The sequence below is a fragment of the Salegentibacter salinarum genome (assembly GCF_900168115.1).
In the GTDB taxonomy this organism is placed as follows: Bacteria; Bacteroidota; Bacteroidia; order Flavobacteriales; family Flavobacteriaceae; genus Salegentibacter; species Salegentibacter salinarum.
The window spans coordinates 205,516-218,775 of the sequence record NZ_FUZC01000002.1 but is presented as its reverse complement, the minus strand read 5'-3'; the positions used below and the strand labels follow the sequence as shown (position 1 = coordinate 218,775).

The window sequence follows — 13,260 nt, the reverse complement described above, 5'->3', positions numbered from 1 at the left end:
TAGAAGAAGAGTTGAAGTATTGTGAAGAGGAAGTAGAAAATTATGGATTGAATATGAAAAACAAGGAGTTTCGCTACATAGCTAATAACTTTAGAAATTTATTGCTATTAAATTCAAGATTGTGATCAACTTAGATCCTGAGATAAATTTAGTATGACGAAAGCTGAAAATTTAATTATATTAAGATTATTCTTTTTCCAATACACCCTCAAGTACATCCCAAACATTTTCAGTTACAATTTTGTAACCTTCGGCGGTGGGGTGTATACCGTCTTGCTGATTTAATTCAGGGTCTCCGGCAACATCTTCAAGAAGAAATGGAATAAGTTCTACATCATTTTTTTCAGCAAGATCAGGGAAAATATTCCTGAATTCGCTGGTATATTTTTCTCCCATATTTGGTGGGATCTGCATTCCGGCTAGCACTATTCTTGTGCCGGGATTTTCTTCTTTTACGGTATCAATAATATCCTGGAGGTTTTTGCGGGTTTCTTCTAAGGGAATGCCGCGTAAACCATCGTTTGCTCCAAGTTCCAGAACAAAAATATCTACATCCTGATCTAATACCCAGTTAATTCTATTCTTACCGCTTGCAGTGGTTTCTCCGCTCAATCCTGCGTTCACCACTTCGTAATTATAGCCTAAGGAATCCAACCTGTTTTGAACAAGTGCCGGAAAAGCTTCAGAAGGTTCCAGCCCCATTCCTGCCGTTAAACTGTTTCCGAAGAAAAGAATCACGTTCTTTTCACTTACCTCAGTTTCCTTTTTAGTTTCGGTTTCTTCAGCAGTAGTTTCTTCCGATTTCTTTTCCGCATTTTCTCCGCAGGAGAATATCATAAATATTGACAGAATCATGCAATAACGCATCAAGTTTCTCATAGCAAGGCTGTTTATAATCAAATCATTTCCTTATTTTGCCTTTAATCAAAAAAGACAATAATTAAGTTCTAAGATGGCAAAGATATTAAACGTTACTAACCTGGAGAAAAGCTATTCCAGCGGATCCAAAAAACTTAAAGTATTACAGGATATCAATTTTAATGTTGAAGAAGGAAAAACCTTTGCCATCGTCGGACCTTCAGGAAGTGGAAAGACCACCCTGTTAGGACTTTGCGCCGGGTTAGACCGACCAGATACTGGGTCTATCAATTTATGCGGAAGCGAACTAAGCAACCTGAGCGAGGATGAAAGGGCACTTCTACGGAATAAACATATTGGTTTTGTTTTCCAGGATTTTCAATTGCTGCCAACGCTTACGGCTTTAGAAAACGTGGCCGTTCCTTTAGAACTGCAAGGAAATAAGGATGCTTCTAAAATTGGAAAAGAACTACTGGAAAAAGTAGGATTAGGAGACCGAATACATCATTATCCTTCACAATTATCCGGCGGAGAACAGCAGCGAGTGGCTTTGGCCCGTGCTTTTTCCACCAGACCATCCATTTTATTTGCCGATGAACCTACCGGAAATCTTGATGCTGAAACGGGGGAAAAAGTAGAAGCCCTGCTTTTCGATCTTAATAAAGAGGCCGGTACAACTTTAATAATCGTCACCCACGATATTGAATTAGCCGAAAAAACCCAGCATATTCTTAGGTTAAAAGGTGGACGAATTGTTGAAAACCAGCAAAAGCACGTATAATGAGCAACAATAAAACCTCGAAACCGGGCTTTAACTGGCTTTTTAAAATGGCGTGGCGTGATGGGAAAGCAAGTGGTAAAAAGTTAACGCTTTTTATGGCCTCTATTGTGCTGGGAATTGCCGCGGTAGTTTCCATTCAATCTTTTGGAGAAAACCTTAAGGACAATATTTCTTTGCAATCCAAAGCGCTAATGGGCGCCGATTTTAAAATAGACAGTGACGATGCTCCCAATGAACGCGTAATGCAAATTATGGATTCATTGGGGGGAGCTGAAGCCAGGGAAATCAAATTTGCTTCTATGGCTGCATTTCCGCAGAATGAAGCTACCAAATTGATGCAGGTGAGAGGAATTGAAGGCGGATTTCCGTTTTATGGCGAGTTGGAAACTCAACCGGTATCAGCAGCAAATACATATCAGGAAGATGGTGCGGCTTTGCTTGATGCTACGGTAATGCTACAGCTGGGAATAAAACCGGGAGACAGCATAAAAATAGGAAAAGTAATTTTGCCTATTGCCGGAGCACTTAACAGTGTCCCCGGAAGTACGGCTATTTTTAGTTCGGTAGCCCCGCCGGTGTTAATTCCGTATAGGTTTATTGAAGAATCTGGCCTCGTTCAAACCGGGAGCCGGATAGACTATGAATTTTATTTCACGGCCGATCCTAAAACCGATATGGAAAAGCTGGATGAAGCTCTGGATCCCATTCTTGATGCAGAAGATGCCGATCTAGACACCCACACCTCTACCAGTGACCGACTCGGCAGGCGTTATGAGAACTTCGGGAAATTCCTCAACCTGGTTGCCTTTATTGCATTGTTACTGGGCTGTGTTGGTATAGCAAGTGCAATCCATATATACATAAAAGAAAAATTACGTGCAGTTGCGGTTTTAAAATGTTTAGGTGCCAGTAAAAAACAAACTTTTTTAATTTACCTCATCCAGGTTGCTTTTATGGGCCTCATTGGCGGCATCATTGGGACGGCCGTTGGCTTGGTGCTTCAGCAACTATTCCCTTTACTGCTGGAAGGTTTGCTGCCGGTAGATGTGCAAATCACTTTCTCTTTACAGGTAATTGTAATGGGAATCTTACTGGGAGTTTTAATGTCGGTTTTATTCGCTTTGTATCCATTAATCGGCACCCTTTATATTTCTCCCTTGCAGGCCTTACGGGTTGTAAATGAAGAATCCAAAAAATCTCGAAAGGCAATTATTTTGGTTTCCATAGGAATCTTTTTATTCATCTTTTTGTTTTCGCTTTGGCTACTGGAAGATTGGGAATACTCGCTTGCTTTTGTGTGTGGGATCTTAGTAACCTTTTCTATCCTCGCCGGAATCGCCTACTTATTTATGCAGGCTATTCGAAAGTATTTTCCCCATAGCTGGGGATTTGTGGCCAGGCAAAGTTTGCTGAATCTTTTCAGGCCCCAAAACCAAACCTTAACGCTTGTTCTTGCCATTGGCGTTGGAACTTTTTTAATCAGTACACTTTATTTCAGCAAAGATTTATTGCTTGCGCAGGCTTCCATAGAGTCCCAGGCCGATAGCCCGAATATGATTCTTTTAGACGTACAAAGCGAACAAAGGGAAGCCGTAGCTCAAACTATAAAAACGAATGATTTACCGGTTTTAGACGATCTTCCTATTGTAACTATGAGAGTGCAAAGTATAGAAGGAAAATCGGTTAACGAAATAAGAAATGATACTACTTCACAAATTAACGGTTGGGTTTTAAATCACGAATTTCGGGTGACTTATCGTGATTCCCTTAGCGCTTCGGAATATATTGAAAGTGGCTCCTGGACTGCTGAAGGAGGTGATATTTCCCCCGTTCCCGTTTCTATAAGCGATAATTTTGCGGAAGATGCTAAAGTTGAAGTTGGAGATGAGCTGGTTTTCAATGTTCAGGGTGTTTTGCTTGATGCCGTAGTTGGCAGCGTAAGAACCGTAGATTGGTCGCGTATGCAAATGAATTTCTCGCTGGTATTTCCTAACGGAGTTTTGGAAAAAGCCCCACAATTTCACGTTTTAACTACAAAGGTACCAGGAGAAGAAAAATCAGCTGAATTACAGCAGGAATTGGTAAGAAAGTTCCCCAATGTTTCTATCATAGACCTTCGGCAGGTTTTAAATGTTATTGAAATGCTGTTAGGAAGAATTTCCTGGATCATTAATTTTATGGCATTCTTTAGTATTCTTACCGGAATTATAGTGCTGTTAGGCGCAATAAGAACCAGCAAATATCAAAGAATTCGGGAAAGCGTACTACTGCGAACCCTTGGAGCAAAAGGCAAACAAATTCTAAACATTACCGCTTTAGAATACATCTATTTAGGTGTTCTTGGCGGATTATCGGGTGTTTTATTATCTTTAATAAGTAGCCAATTATTGGCCTGGTTAGTTTTTGAATCGTCTTTTACGCCATCTTTAATTCCGTTTTTGGTGCTCTTCCCGGGAATTGTATTACTGGTATTAATTATTGGATTAAGCAATAGTTTAAGCGTAATTAGAAAACCCCCTTTGGAAGTTTTAAGGAAAGAAATGACTTAAAGTATGTAACTTTAGTGGGATGGGATAATGAAGGCGTGAATTAAGAGTTCTAACGGGTGACGTAAGTTTTCGTAATAACAACAAACCTCACAGGTTTTGAAAACCTTTGAGGTTTGTATTTTTGAAGTAATACTTAATTAAAGATTGCTTCGTGCCTCGCAATGACGAATCGCAACTTGAAACCCCTATTCTTCCTCGCCTGAATTATCTTTATCGGCTGGTTTTTCTTCTTCAGTTGTAGCAAAATCGGTAATCCCGTTTTTGATTAATAGGTTGTACCACTGGAAGATTTTCTTCATATCACTGGCATAAACTCTGTCTACATCATAATCTGGTAGAATTTCAGCGAAATAATTTTCTAATTCAGCTTTATTAGATTTGTGGCTAATGGCTTCTCCCCCATTTTCTTTTTCCTTCATCTTTTGAAAAATCTCCGCAAGCGGAACTTCTTCGGTATACGTGTAGATAGCGATCTCGCTTAATAAACTAACGTTATGGCGAATATTCACCGCCATTTTCTTTCCCTCAGGAATTGATTTTACAATAAAGCCGCCACGACTTTGTGCGGTTAATTCGTATAAACCGGGTTTTCCCGAAATCGCTAATATTTTATCTAATCCCATAGTGTGTGTTAAATTTTGGCTGGCAAATATCAGCTGCCAGAACTAATTATCAAAGTGATTACCTTCCTTTTTTCATTTCCGGAAAACGCATTTTGTACTCGATCTTTATTTTCCCTTTTGAAATGCCGGCAAGTTTTCCTTTTAGCAAACGCTTTTTTAAGCTGGAAAGTTTATCGGTGAACAAAATCCCTTCAATATGGTCGTATTCATGCTGAATTACTCTCGCCGCTAAACCGGTAAAAGTATCGCGATGCGATTTAAAATCTTGATCCTGATACTCTATGGTAATCTTTGGCTTTCTAAATACATCTTCCCTAATTTCAGGAATACTTAAACAGCCTTCGTTAAAAGCCCATTCTTCACCTTCTTCTTCAACGATCTTAGGGTTAATAAAAACTTTTTTTAGTTTTTTAAGCTCTTCCCTTTCCTGAAGTTCCAGCTCTTCATCTTCTGCAAACGGACTCGAATCTACAAGGAATAAACGTATAGGCCTCCCAACTTGCGGCGCAGCCAAACCAACTCCAAATGCATTATACATGGTTTCCCACATATTTTCTATCAACTCATCCAGTTTAGGATAATCTTCCGGAATTTCTTTACATTTTTTTCGTAAAACCGGATCTCCGTAAGCTACAATTGGTAAAATCATTTTTAAATTTATATTTTATAATGAATAATAAAGTCAGCTTTCATAAATCTTACACTCCTGAAAATTATTCACAATTCATTTAAAGATTATTCATATAAATAAGTTTGCAGAATTATCGTCGCGCTAATTTCGTCTATAAGCGCTTTATCCCTGCGTTTTTTCTTTTTAAGTCCGCTGTCTATCATAGACTGAAAAGCCATTTTGGAAGTGAACCTTTCATCTACCCTTTTAAGCGGCATTTCGGGAAATTTATTGGTGAAAACTTTTAAAAATTCCTGGATATAAACTTCACTTTCCGAAGCTGAATCGTCTTTTTGTTTAGGCTCTCCCACTAACACCAGTTCTACGTTTTCCTCTTTAAAATAATTCTCCAGGAAACCTAAAAGTTCAGGTGTCTTTACCGTTGTAAGTCCCGAGGCAATCATTTTAAGCTCATCGCTCACGGCAATACCGGTACGCTTTGTCCCAAAATCAAGTGCTAATACTCTTCCCATTTCGCTTGCAAAAATACGTTTAAAAAGACAATATAAAAATTTGTCCCGGCTTATCTATTATTTAAAGCTTGGGTGTGAGATTCTTCTAATTGTTTTAGCTTTGCACATCTAAAAATGAGAAAAATTGAAAAAGAATTATCCTGAGAAAATTTTTACGGGGATTATGGTATGTATCTTAATCCTCCTGGTGCTTAATATTTTAAGTTATTTAGATTTCTATTATAATAATTTAGATCAAAGAGATTATTTTTTTAGAAAAACCAATTTTAACCTAGAGCGTAATGCGCCTACTATTTTTTCCAGCAGTTTACATTTTACTGCGTCAATTTTACTGGCAATTGTAGCTTATAGTAAGCTTAGTATTAAAAAAATCAAAAGTTTCTGGGTATTTTTAAGTATTCTTATTTTATTTATCGGTCTGGATGAGTTGCTTGTTATCCATGAAAAAGTTGGAAGAGCCTTTGGCGAAAATGTAGAAACATCAGGAATATTCTTCTTTGCCTGGGTGGTACCCTACGGCATCGCATTGATTCTTATTGGTTTAGCACTTTTAAAATCCTTATTAAAACTTCCGAAGAAAACAAGATTAAATTTTATAATGGCAGGAGCTATTTTTGTATCTGGCGCTATGGGAATTGAAATGTTTACAGGCTGGTATGTAGAGTATAACCAGCTACAAAACGAGAATTTATTAAGGGTACCGGATACTTTTATATTGTCTACTTTTGAAGAACTTTTTGAAATGATAGGCATAGGTTACTTTGTATATAGTATTTTAGATTTTATAAGAGAATACAGAATAAAGAAATAAACCATCCAAAAATTACAATAAACGATATTTACGTATGGAACAATTAAAGAATACCATTGAAGCTGCCTGGGAAAATCGGGAGCTTTTAAAAGATACAGAAACAATAAAAGCCATTCGCGAAGTTGTCTCGCTTTTAGACGCCGGCAAGTTGCGAACCGCCGAACCTACGGAAAACGGATGGCAGGTAAACGAATGGGTGAAAAAAGGCGTGGTTCTTTATTTTCCCATTCAGAAAATGGAAACTTTAGAGGCGGGTATTTTTGAATACCACGATAAAATCCCATTAAAGAGAGGTTATAAGGAAAAAGGAATTCGTGTGGTGCCAAATGCAGTTGCGAGACACGGTGCTTATATCTCCAGCGGAGTGATTATGATGCCGAGTTATGTGAATATTGGTGCTTATGTAGACGAAGGCACTATGGTAGACACCTGGGCCACTGTAGGTAGTTGTGCTCAAATTGGCAAGAATGTTCACCTTAGTGGTGGCGTTGGAATTGGTGGAGTTTTAGAACCTCTTCAGGCATCACCGGTAATTATTGAAGATAATGCATTTTTAGGATCTAGAAGTATTGTTGTTGAAGGCGTTAAGGTTGAAAAAGAAGCGGTTTTAGGCGCCAATGTGGTTCTAACTGCTTCAACTAAAATCATAGATGTAACCGGAGATGAACCTAAAGAAATGAAAGGAATTGTTCCGGCAAGATCGGTAGTGATTCCTGGAAGTTTTGCAAAGAAATTTCCTGCGGGAGAATATAATGTTCCTTGCGCGTTAATTATTGGCAAGCGAAAAGAGTCTACAAATAAAAAGACTTCCCTTAACGATGCTTTACGAGAATATAATGTAGCGGTTTAAAAACCTCGCGCCTTGAGAGGAAATTAGGTTTGTCTAATGGAAAAGGCAGGAAGTTCCAAATAAAGTAAATTCAATTAACAGCTCCCTTTCGGGAGACTGGAAGGGGCCTATGAAAATACTCATAATTCAGCAAAAAATGATTGGGGATGTGCTAACGTCCTCAATCTTGTTTGAAGCGCTTCGAAAAAACTATCCCGATGCTGAGCTGCATTACTTAATTTATCCGCATACCCGCCCGGTGATTGAGAATAATCCGGTAATAGACAAAGTGATCGAGTATGATCACACAAGCAATAAATCTCCGGTAAATTTCATTTCGTTCCTGCAGAAATTAAGAAAAGAAAACTATACCGTTGTTATAGATGTTTATTCCAAAATTAGCACCGGAATTCTAAGCTTTTTATCTACAGCCGATATGAGGATTGGTTATAAAAAACCATATACCCATTTCTTTTATAGCCATGTTTTCAACCAAAATATCCAGGAAAAAAGTTCGGCCGGAATTGCTATAGAAAAACGACTTCAATTATTGTCACCACTAAAGGGAAATTTTTCTTCGGAATTTAAACCCCAAATTTATCTTACTGAAAATGAAAAATTAAAGGCCAAAAAGCAGTTAACTAATGCAGGGCTTTTAGAAGGTAAGCCACTTTTTATGATTTCGGTTTTAGGAAGTTCAATAGAAAAGACCTATCCGCCCGAATATTTAGCCGTTTTACTAGATCATATTGTGGAGTTCACCAATGGTAATCTAATTTTTAATTATATACCCTCACAAGAAGAAAAAGCTTTAAATATTTACCGACTTTGTGCCCCGGTTACCCAAAAAGCTATTCATTTAAATATATTAGGGGAAAGCTTGCGGGAATTTATGGCATTAACTTCATATTGCACCGCATTAATTGGGAACGAAGGTGGTGCCGTGAATATGGCCAAAGCATTAAACATCCCTACTTTCGCAATTTTTTCACCATCGGTAAAAAAGCAAAACTGGAGTGTATATGATGATGGAATATCGCAGGTTTCTGTACACCTGGAAGATTTTATGCCAGAAGATTTTAAACAGTGCTCAAAAAAGGAAATTAGAAAAAAAACTTCGTTTCTCTACGAAAAATTTAAACCCCAGTATATCATACCCGGGCTAAATAAATTTCTGAAAAGACTGAAATAATGAAGTATCGATTCTTAATTTATATAAGTTATCCTTACGCTTTTCCAATAGGCGCTCCCCTTCAGGAGGAAATTTTGAAGCGCGGTTATGAAGTAAAGTGGTTTTGCGATGTAGAAGAAACCAAAGAATATTTTACCGAAAATGGAGAATTAATACCTGAAGTAAACGATGCGGTTTCCTACAACCCGCACATAGTTCTTACTATAACCGATAGTGTAGCCGATTTTATACCCGGAATAAAAGTGCAGATTTTTCACGGTTTTCCTGCTAACAAAAGAAAAGGCACGGATCAGTTTAAAATTCGTGGCTTTTTTGATCTTTACTGTACCCAGGGACCATCCAGTACAATTCCATTTCAGAAAAAACAACAAAAGCATAGAAACTTTGAAGTTATTGAAACCGGCTGGTCTAAATTAGACCCTTTATTTCCGTTGGAGCCAACCACAAATGAGAAACCGGTGGTTTTAATTGCTTCAACCTTTACTAAGCAATACAGCCTCGCTTTAAACGTAGCGGTAGTAGCCGAAATTGAAAGACTTTCTAAAACAAATCAGTGGTATTTTATGGCTGTTTTACATCCCAAATTAAGTAATGAAGTGTACAGCAAGTTTAAAGCGCTGGAGAATGAGAATTTCAGGTTTTATGATACTACAGACCTCGTACCGCTATTTAAGAAGGCTGATATAATGTTTGCTGATACAACTTCTGCCCTTATTGAATTCCTTATCCAGGAAAAACCCGTAGTTACTTTTAAAAATAATATGCCCGGGCCATATTTAATAGATATTTCTCAGGTTTCAGAAATTGAACCTGCATTAGAAAAAGCAATTTCCAAACCTGCTTATTTAATGAAAGAAATTAAAACATTTGCCGATTATTCCCATCCTTATAAAGATGGTAATTCAAGCGAGAGGGTACTTGATGCTTGCATTGAATTTTTAAATAGAGATAATTCACATCTTAAAAAGAAACCACTCAACTTAATCAGGAAATATAAGATGCGTAAAAAACTGGGATATTTTAAATTTTAATTGAGAGTTGATTCATTTCAACTTATTTCCTTTTTTTATAAAGTCCCAGGGAAGTCTTTAAATCTTTATAATACCGCTTAAACGTAAATTTCACCCTGTTTTTAAAGCTCAAAAATCTCCACGAATTAAAGCTCATTAAACGATCTATAATCTCTGCAGTTCGTTCTTTTGAAATATGAAATTCATAAAGCTTTTTAGGATCTACATTTCCGTAGCCCGAAAATCTGTTTACTTTATTTTTAGAATGAATAATGCTTAACCAGAGTCTTTGATTCTCAATCCTGATCATATTTTTTTCATATTTCCAAGAGCCGTGACGATTTCGAAACCAAACAGTTTTAAAATCTTCCTTTTTTTCTATAAGACTAATAAAAGGGTTATTCAATTTTGTTAATACACCCAAGCGAGTGTTCTGTCCTGTTTCCAGGGTATAACCGTCAATTATATCCAGGGCCTGGTGATCTTGCTTACTAAAATAATTTTGCACTACCTCTGTATAATTTTCATGAATACAATCGTCGTTATCCAGACGCGAAGTAATTATATATTCCCGGGAATCGAGTTTATTAATATTATTTATAATCTCCGGTAAAAAATTATTCATTCCATCAATAAAAAATGGAAGAAAATTATCGTAAGTTTTTCTGTACTCTTCTACTTTTTGTTTATAAACGTCAGGAGTATTAATATCAAAAAAAACTAACCATTTAAAGTTTTGATTAGTTTGATTTTTCACCGAAGTAAAACAGAAATTCTCAAATAGATCAAAGCGTTCCTCTAACCATTCTTCAGTGAGTACTTTTTCATTATTTTTAGTAGTAGTCCAGTCTTCGGCCCGTAAATTAAAGCGTGTAAGAATATAATGTTGAAACATAATTGTAAATTATAATTGACTCTTTAAAGTTTGAATTTTTTCTTAAATGCTTTTTTTCGAACAAAACCTTCCTGGAATTTTTTAATATAGAACCACATTTTCTCAAAAACTTCCTCTTCCTTTTTATCAATATGCTTCGCATATTCGTTAGCCATAATCCTAACTACCTCCTTATCCTGCGTTAGCCTTGAGAAATTTTTCATTCGTTCTGAAAAATTAAGAGTTTTGAAATTCATCCTATTTAAATCTACCAGGAAAAATTGAGGATTTCCGTCATTTAGCCTGATTAATGTATTGCCGGGAGAATTATCTAAAAACTCTATTTCTTTGTCGTGAAGTTCAAAAATAAATCGCGTAAAAGCTCTTAAAATCGCCTCGTGCCCGGGTTTGCTTAAATCTATATCTCTAAAAGTTAAATCATAACTTAGCTGCTCACTCAAATAAAAACTTCGCAAAAATGAAAAAGCAATGGTTTCTTCTACATAAGCGATTGGCTGTGGCGTACCCACATTTTTACTCAATAAATATTCAGCATATTTAAAGGAGCGTTCGGCTTTAGATTTCCTAAAAAAACGGTAAGCTATTTTATTAACAGCGTTAGGGATTTTAAAAGATTTTACATTAATCTTTAATCCTTTCAACTTAAATAATTTCAGTTTATTACGCTTCCCATCAACCAGCATGATACCGGTTTCATTAAAATTTTGAATTAAATTTCCAATTTCAGCCTGGAGATGCCGGTAATTTTCGGAAGTTATAATTTTCATAGAAACTAATTAAGCTATAATCGCTATAGTCGCAAATTTAGGATATAATATATCCAAATGTATGAAGTGCAAAGGAATATTACAGAAATAGACTGTTTTTATTGATTTGAAATTCAAAGAATATATAAGATTAACCGGGATGGGTTTTAGAACAATTAAACTACGAATTTAATATTATATTCGCACCTAAAGATTAAAAAACGAAATGAAAGTCGCTGTTGTTATTCCTGTTTACAAACAAAAAATGTCTGAAACGGAAGAGATTTCTTTTAAGCAATGCCTAAAAACTCTTAGCGACTTTCCAATTATTATTGCCTGTCCCGAAGGTTTTAATAAAGAATCATTCAAAAACTTTCGGATTACTTTTGAGGAATTTGAAACTCATTATTTTAAGGATATTTCCGGTTATAACAGCCTAATGCTGGATTCTCATTTTTATGAACGTTTTTTAGCTTTTGAATATATTTTAATTCATCAACTGGATGCGTTTATTTTTAAAAATGAATTAGAAGATTGGTGTAAAAAAGACTACGATTATATTGGCGCACCCTGGCTGGCCACAAATAACCTTACTTCAAAGATTCTGAAGCCTTTTCAGTCTAAAAAGAAGAAAAAAAGGGCACCTATTTTTTACAAGGTGGGAAATGGAGGGCTTTCCCTGCGTAAAACTCAAAGTTTTCACCATATTTCTAAAGAACTTGCGCCTGTAATTGAAAAGCAACTTGAAAAAAAAGATGAAATTTATGCTATTGAAGACGTGTTTTGGTCTTTAAAAGTCCCTGAACATTATCCCGATTTCAACATTCCCGATTATACAATTGCTGCTGAATTTGCCCTGGATAGGAAACCAAAAATTGGTCTAAAATTAAATGCAGGCGAATTACCATTTGGATGCCACGGATTTAATAAACGGAAGGTTATTGATTTCTGGATGCCCATAATTAAGGAAGAATTTCAAAAAAAATAGGTTATGGCGCAGGTTTTTAAGGAAAAAATACGAGGTTTTTTTGAAAATATCTTCGGCAAGGAACCTAAAAATTTTAAACAAATTCCGATTATAATAAATAATTATAACCGGGTCACTACCTTAAAAAAGCTGATATCCGATCTTGAAAAACGCGGTTATCACAATATTCATATAATAGATAATAAATCTACTTATCCTCCGCTTCTCGATTACTACCAGACCTGCCCTTATAAAGTTTACAGATTAAAAAAGAATATTGGTTTTAAAGCACTATGGCGTAGTGGTTTATGGTATCGGTTCTTTCAGGAATATTATTGTTATACTGATTCTGATTTAAGCCTTGTGGAAGATTGCCCTGATGATTTCATGGAAACTTTCTATAAACTGTTAAAAAAATATCCTGAAGTTCATAAAGTAGGATTTTCATTAAAAATTGATGATTTGCCCGATGTCTACCATCGTAAACAGGAAGTTATAGACTGGGAATCAAAATTTTACAAAACTCCAAAAGAAAAAAATGTATTTATCGCTCCTATAGATACCACTTTTGCCCTCTACCGGCCATTTTCAAAAAGGGGAAAACGCGACGGATCTATGGAAATGCTGCGTTCCGGTTGGCCATATCAATGCCATCATCTTCCCTGGTATGTAAATTCGGCTAAACCATCTTCAGAAGAAGAGTATTATATAAAATCATTAGAAGCACCCGTGCATTGGGGCGCAAAAGATCAAAATTCCGGGGAGAAATAGTTTCCTTTATTTGCTTTTAAAAATCGAATAAAAAGCTAGTTTTACTGATTGATTTCAAATCGACACATCAGCTTCAAAATATTTG

The 13,260-nt window shown here is 36.2% G+C and carries 14 protein-coding genes; 8 read left to right on the top strand and 6 right to left on the bottom strand.

The annotated features are described in order from the left end of the window. Positions 1-186: 186 nt before the first annotated feature. Positions 187-879, bottom strand: coding sequence for an arylesterase (locus B5X53_RS03900; RefSeq protein ID WP_079711932.1), 693 nt, complete (start codon positions 877-879; stop codon positions 187-189). A gap of 73 nt (positions 880-952) precedes the next feature. Here B5X53_RS03900 and B5X53_RS03895 point away from each other — a divergent pair, with 73 nt between their 5' ends. Continuing rightward, positions 953-1,639, top strand: a complete 687-nt coding sequence (locus tag B5X53_RS03895) for an ABC transporter ATP-binding protein (protein ID WP_079711931.1) — start codon at positions 953-955, stop codon at positions 1,637-1,639. Then, positions 1,639-4,188: an ABC transporter permease gene (locus B5X53_RS03890; RefSeq protein WP_198550752.1), complete on the top strand. Its 2,550-nt coding sequence runs from the start codon at positions 1,639-1,641 to the stop codon at positions 4,186-4,188. Before B5X53_RS03895 ends, B5X53_RS03890 begins: the two co-directional genes overlap by 1 nt. A gap of 185 nt (positions 4,189-4,373) precedes the next feature. Here B5X53_RS03890 and B5X53_RS03885 read toward each other — a convergent pair whose 3' ends face one another. The 3 genes from B5X53_RS03885 to ruvX form a co-directional block, all read right to left on the bottom strand. Beyond that, positions 4,374-4,811, bottom strand: coding sequence for a DUF5606 family protein (locus tag B5X53_RS03885; RefSeq protein WP_079711930.1), 438 nt, complete (start codon positions 4,809-4,811; stop codon positions 4,374-4,376). 58 nt (positions 4,812-4,869) lie between these two features. After that, positions 4,870-5,460 carry a peptide deformylase gene (gene def / locus B5X53_RS03880; RefSeq protein WP_079711929.1) on the bottom strand — a complete coding sequence of 197 codons (591 nt, stop codon included), beginning with the start codon at positions 5,458-5,460 and terminating at the stop codon, positions 4,870-4,872. An 86-nt stretch (positions 5,461-5,546) separates the two neighbouring features. Next, on the bottom strand, positions 5,547-5,954 hold the full coding sequence (gene ruvX, locus B5X53_RS03875; RefSeq protein ID WP_079711928.1) for a Holliday junction resolvase RuvX: 408 nt from the start codon (positions 5,952-5,954) through the stop codon (positions 5,547-5,549). A 124-nt stretch (positions 5,955-6,078) separates the two neighbouring features. On the opposite strand from ruvX, the gene B5X53_RS03870 reads away from it, so the two are divergent. From B5X53_RS03870 to B5X53_RS03855, 4 genes are all read left to right on the top strand, one after another. Further along, positions 6,079-6,765, top strand: a complete 687-nt coding sequence (locus B5X53_RS03870; protein WP_079711927.1) for a hypothetical protein — start codon at positions 6,079-6,081, stop codon at positions 6,763-6,765. Between the two features lie 34 nt (positions 6,766-6,799). Then, on the top strand, positions 6,800-7,615 hold the full coding sequence (locus B5X53_RS03865) for a 2,3,4,5-tetrahydropyridine-2,6-dicarboxylate N-succinyltransferase (RefSeq protein WP_079711926.1): 816 nt from the start codon (positions 6,800-6,802) through the stop codon (positions 7,613-7,615). A gap of 109 nt (positions 7,616-7,724) precedes the next feature. Next, positions 7,725-8,786 carry a glycosyltransferase family 9 protein gene (locus B5X53_RS03860; protein ID WP_079711925.1) on the top strand — a complete coding sequence of 354 codons (1,062 nt, stop codon included), beginning with the start codon at positions 7,725-7,727 and terminating at the stop codon, positions 8,784-8,786. Beyond that, a complete protein-coding gene (locus tag B5X53_RS03855; RefSeq protein ID WP_079711924.1) occupies positions 8,786-9,817 on the top strand; it encodes a CDP-glycerol glycerophosphotransferase family protein in 1,032 nt (343 codons plus the stop codon). The genes B5X53_RS03860 and B5X53_RS03855 overlap by 1 nt, the downstream gene beginning before the upstream one ends. 22 nt (positions 9,818-9,839) lie before the next feature. Here B5X53_RS03855 and B5X53_RS03850 read toward each other — a convergent pair whose 3' ends face one another. Both B5X53_RS03850 and B5X53_RS03845 read right to left on the bottom strand, forming a co-directional pair. Further along, on the bottom strand, positions 9,840-10,691 hold the full coding sequence (locus B5X53_RS03850) for a glycosyltransferase (RefSeq protein ID WP_079711923.1): 852 nt from the start codon (positions 10,689-10,691) through the stop codon (positions 9,840-9,842). Positions 10,692-10,714: 23 nt separating this feature from the next. Beyond that, positions 10,715-11,458, bottom strand: coding sequence for a lipopolysaccharide kinase InaA family protein (locus B5X53_RS03845; protein WP_079711922.1), 744 nt, complete (start codon positions 11,456-11,458; stop codon positions 10,715-10,717). Between the two features lie 205 nt (positions 11,459-11,663). Between B5X53_RS03845 and B5X53_RS03840 the strand changes: the two genes are divergently transcribed. Beyond that, positions 11,664-12,425, top strand: a complete 762-nt coding sequence (locus B5X53_RS03840) for a DUF5672 family protein (RefSeq protein WP_079711921.1) — start codon at positions 11,664-11,666, stop codon at positions 12,423-12,425. A 3-nt stretch (positions 12,426-12,428) separates the two neighbouring features. Next, entirely contained in the window at positions 12,429-13,175 is a 747-nt protein-coding gene (locus B5X53_RS03835) for a glycosyltransferase (protein WP_232764111.1), read from the top strand. Positions 13,176-13,260 lie beyond the last annotated feature (85 nt).

What these genes read in the sequence shown, in the direction of transcription:
- B5X53_RS03900 (WP_079711932.1), bottom strand. Translation starts at nt 879, where the DNA reads ATGAGAAACTTGATGCGTTATTGCATGATTCTGTCAATATTTATGATA.
- B5X53_RS03895 (WP_079711931.1), top strand. Translation starts at nt 953, where the DNA reads ATGGCAAAGATATTAAACGTTACTAACCTGGAGAAAAGCTATTCCAGC.
- B5X53_RS03890 (WP_198550752.1), top strand. Translation starts at nt 1,639, where the DNA reads ATGAGCAACAATAAAACCTCGAAACCGGGCTTTAACTGGCTTTTTAAA.
- B5X53_RS03885 (WP_079711930.1), bottom strand. Translation starts at nt 4,811, where the DNA reads ATGGGATTAGATAAAATATTAGCGATTTCGGGAAAACCCGGTTTATAC.
- def (WP_079711929.1), bottom strand. Translation starts at nt 5,460, where the DNA reads ATGATTTTACCAATTGTAGCTTACGGAGATCCGGTTTTACGAAAAAAA.
- ruvX (WP_079711928.1), bottom strand. Translation starts at nt 5,954, where the DNA reads ATGGGAAGAGTATTAGCACTTGATTTTGGGACAAAGCGTACCGGTATT.
- B5X53_RS03865 (WP_079711926.1), top strand. Translation starts at nt 6,800, where the DNA reads ATGGAACAATTAAAGAATACCATTGAAGCTGCCTGGGAAAATCGGGAG.
- B5X53_RS03860 (WP_079711925.1), top strand. Translation starts at nt 7,725, where the DNA reads ATGAAAATACTCATAATTCAGCAAAAAATGATTGGGGATGTGCTAACG.
- B5X53_RS03855 (WP_079711924.1), top strand. Translation starts at nt 8,786, where the DNA reads ATGAAGTATCGATTCTTAATTTATATAAGTTATCCTTACGCTTTTCCA.
- B5X53_RS03850 (WP_079711923.1), bottom strand. Translation starts at nt 10,691, where the DNA reads ATGTTTCAACATTATATTCTTACACGCTTTAATTTACGGGCCGAAGAC.
- B5X53_RS03845 (WP_079711922.1), bottom strand. Translation starts at nt 11,458, where the DNA reads ATGAAAATTATAACTTCCGAAAATTACCGGCATCTCCAGGCTGAAATT.
- B5X53_RS03840 (WP_079711921.1), top strand. Translation starts at nt 11,664, where the DNA reads ATGAAAGTCGCTGTTGTTATTCCTGTTTACAAACAAAAAATGTCTGAA.
- B5X53_RS03835 (WP_232764111.1), top strand. Translation starts at nt 12,429, where the DNA reads ATGGCGCAGGTTTTTAAGGAAAAAATACGAGGTTTTTTTGAAAATATC.